Origin of the sequence: Bacillus haikouensis, from assembly GCF_013179555.1 — a bacterium.
Classification (GTDB): domain Bacteria; phylum Bacillota; class Bacilli; order Bacillales; family Bacillaceae_B; genus Rossellomorea; species Rossellomorea haikouensis_A.
The window spans coordinates 1-3,470 of sequence record NZ_JABMCR010000361.1 but is presented as its reverse complement, the minus strand read 5'-3'; the positions used below and the strand labels follow the sequence as shown (position 1 = coordinate 3,470).

At 44.3% G+C, this 3,470-nt stretch carries 3 protein-coding genes; all 3 read right to left on the bottom strand.

The features are described from left to right. Window positions 1-582: 582 nt before the first annotated feature. Complete coding sequence (gene cccB, locus HP456_RS21460) at window positions 583-900, bottom strand: cytochrome c551 (protein ID WP_172254895.1); 318 nt, start codon at window positions 898-900, stop codon at window positions 583-585. An 81-nt stretch (window positions 901-981) separates the two neighbouring features. Beyond that, window positions 982-1,854 (bottom strand): YitT family protein, encoded by an 873-nt coding sequence (locus tag HP456_RS21455; RefSeq protein WP_172254894.1) that lies wholly within the window; start codon window positions 1,852-1,854, stop codon window positions 982-984. Window positions 1,855-2,656: 802 nt separating this feature from the next. Beyond that, on the bottom strand, window positions 2,657-3,470 hold an 814-nt coding region (gene prfB, locus HP456_RS21450), incomplete at its 5' end, for a peptide chain release factor 2 (RefSeq protein ID WP_172254893.1).

Here is a 3,470-nt window from a genome sequence, read left to right as displayed (position 1 = left end):
CCATTCGCAGCCATAACACCATTGTTATACTGCTTATAGACGTCTTTCATTTCTATCATTATATAATCACCTAATTTGTAGTATGTAGTTCCCCTCTTGGCTGTTTCAACAATATGCGTGACTAAAATTCAGTCGTCTCTACCAAATTAGACATAAATTGGTGAAATTGCTCGAATTTCGCTCACGGAAATATTATAACATCACTTCTTACGATGTTAAGGAAAAAAATTATTACATTTTCATTTCAAAAACGCCATTTTTGAGAAATATTTACCTTTTTTATTGACAAAAATACCTAAAATTCGAGTTTCATCTAGTTATTTATAACTAGTAACAGGTACTAACAACAAGTGCAAAAGGTATAAAGGGATTCGCTTTAAAACCCATTACTTGAAGGAGTCAGCTGAGTTCTTCCTGTAAATTGACAGGCTTAATTTGTTTGTCATATAGATTTAAAGAAGCGTGTATGAAATGTGTGGATATTGGTGGGAACGATTATGGTGATGGAGATTGCTTTATGGATGAATTGGAAAATGAAGGCATAAAAAAAGGACCCTGTCTCCAGGATACCCCTTTTCAGTCTTATTTTTTATTCGCCAGCCATTCGGCAACTGCTTCTGCTTCTTCGCCTTTTACAAGATTTGCAGGCATTTGGCCTTTACCATTTTCGAGGATTTCAAGAATCTGATCTTTGTCTAAACGGGAGCCAACATCGTTAAGTGCCGGTCCCATGCCGCCTTCGAGGTTACCGCCGTGGCAGCTGGTACATTTGTTGTTGATGATTTTCTCGGCATCAACACTTCCCGAGCTTGTTTCAGTGCTGTCTCCGCCATCATTTCCACCGCAAGCTGCCAATACTAACGAAGTTCCTAAAAGAATGCCTAAAAGCTTTTTCTTCATGTTTTCTCCTCCTAGGAAAAAATTTAAGAGTAAGAAATCGATCGTGGTGAAATCTTTCTCCTATAGATAATTATACCAAGCTTATACCCGTTTGAAACCTTCGCCTAATACCTCTGAAGCATCCATTGTGACGACAAATGCAGAAGCATCAATGCTTTTAACCAGTTGTTTCAGTTTTGTGAATTCGGTTTGATCAACGACAACCATCAAGATCGGACGCTCATCATCTGTGAAACCGCCGTATGCAGATAGTTTTGTCACACCACGGTCAATCTTATTCAGAATTCCCTCACGTATTTCCTCCTGGCGGTTGGTGATAATAAGTGCCATCTTGGAACGGCTGACCCCGACCTGCACGAGGTCTATTGTTTTGCTTGTAACATACAGCCCAATGAGTGCATATAGTCCACGCTCAATATCAAAGACGATGGCTGCTGACAGCACAATCATCCCGTCGATCATCGCCACGCATGTCCCAAGAGACAGACCTGTGAATTTATTTACAATCTGTGCAGCAAGGTCTGTCCCGCCTGTGGAGGCTTTACCCCGGAACACAATCCCCAGTCCGATCCCTACTCCGATCCCTCCGAACAGGGCTCCGAGCAGCGGGTCTTCCGTCCATGGTTCCCAGTCTTCCGTCAAATACACGACCAACGGGAGAAAAATCGTCCCGATCGCCGTTTTCACTCCAAATTGAAGCCCAAGGAAAATCAGGCCTGCAATGAATAATGGTATGTTGAATGCCCACTGAACAAATGCAGGTTTCCAATCAAAAAGACCCTTTAATATAGTTGAAATCCCGCTGACTCCCCCTGAGGCCACCTCATTCGGAAGTAAAAACACATTGAATGCTAAGGCTACAAATGCTGAACCGATCACCACAAACAAATACTCCAAAAACTTCTCTTTCCGAGGATTAAATGACTGCTCTCGACGTCTTTGCTTCAAACTCATTTCCGTACGACTCCTTCTGCATATGTATTGATAGTATGAGTACAAGTTGTCCAAATCATCCATTGACTGCATACATGTGTATGAATGACAGTTAGTAGATGTGGAATGGAATAGGCTCATACTGATTTGATTTATCTTTATGTTGCTCTATGCAAGGCTTAATTTAGCGCTTCAGGCAGGCCCTGTTATAGCCTTTGAGAGTATAGCACGGGTGTTGAAAGGTGTAAATAACAGTTCAATGACGTGGTAAAGTGTTAGAGGAGTGGAGTGGTTTTTGTTTGTGTGGCGGTTTGATTTAGGTTGGGGGTAAGGGGTTTGGGTAATTGGAATGGGTGCCTGGTTCAACTGAGGTTATTTGAGCCGGAGTCATTTAGCCTGATCTTTGCGTGGCACCGCTCAATTGAATGGTGCCAGGAACAATCGAGCCGGTTTGTGCCTGGTATAAATCAGTGTGTTGGTGCCAGGAACAATTGAGCCGGTTTGTGCCTGGTACAAATCAGTGTGTTGGTGCCAGGAACAATCAAGCCGGTTTGTGCCTGGTACAAATCAGTGTGTTGGTGCCAGGAACAATCGAGCCGGTTTGTGCCTGGCACAATTCAGCGTGTTGGTGCCAGGAACAATCGAGCCGGTTTGTGCCTGGCACAATTCAGTGTGTTGGTGCCAGGAACAATCGAGCCGGTTTGTGCCTGGCACAATTTGAGCGTGTTGGTGCCAGGAACAATTCAATCGTTTTGTGCCTGGCACCACTTTAATCCAACAAAAAAGCTGAACCTCCCGCATTGGAATGGTTCAGCTTTTTGAATTACTTGATTTTAGAACGAAGATACGCATTGATGAATGGATCGATATCGCCGTCCATTACGCCCTGTACGTTTCCTGATTCCGTGTTGGTTCTGTGATCTTTGACCATGGAGTAAGGATGGAAAACATAAGAACGGATCTGGCTTCCCCATCCGATTTCCTTTTGCTCACCGCGGATTTCAGCCATTTCCTGTTCCTGTTCTTCGATACGTTTCTGATAGAGCTTCGCTTTCAGCATTTTCATGGCAGATTCGCGGTTCTTGATTTGCGAACGCTCGGACTGGCATGTCACGACGACGTTAGTCGGTAAGTGCGTGATCCGGACAGCGGAGTCAGTCGTATTGATGTGCTGACCGCCGGCGCCGCTTGCACGATACGTATCGATTTTAAGGTCTTCTGTACGGATCTCGATTTCGATTTCTTCATTGAACTCAGGCATTACTTCACATGAAACGAATGACGTATGACGGCGGCCAGAAGAATCAAACGGTGAAATACGCACAAGACGGTGAACACCTTTTTCTGCTTTCAAATAGCCGTAAGCGTTGTGGCCTTTGATTGCAAGTGTGACACTCTTGATTCCTGCTTCATCCCCTGGAAGATAATCAAGCGTCTCGACTTTGAATCCCTTTTTCTCACCCCAGCGGGTATACATGCGAAGCAGCATGGAGCCCCAGTCCTGGGACTCGGTGCCGCCTGCACCCGGATGGAGTTCCAGAATTGCATTGTTTTTATCGTATTCTTCACTTAGCAAGAGTTGAAGTTCATAGTCATTCAAACGCTTGATAAGGTCGCCAAGCTCTTCTTCAAGGTCC

Bases quoted from the DNA above. Each gene is read 5' to 3' on its own strand.
- HP456_RS21455 (WP_172254894.1), bottom strand. From the start codon at position 1,854: ATGAGTTTGAAGCAAAGACGTCGAGAGCAGTCATTTAATCCTCGGAAA.
- cccB (WP_172254895.1), bottom strand. From the start codon at position 900: ATGAAGAAAAAGCTTTTAGGCATTCTTTTAGGAACTTCGTTAGTATTG.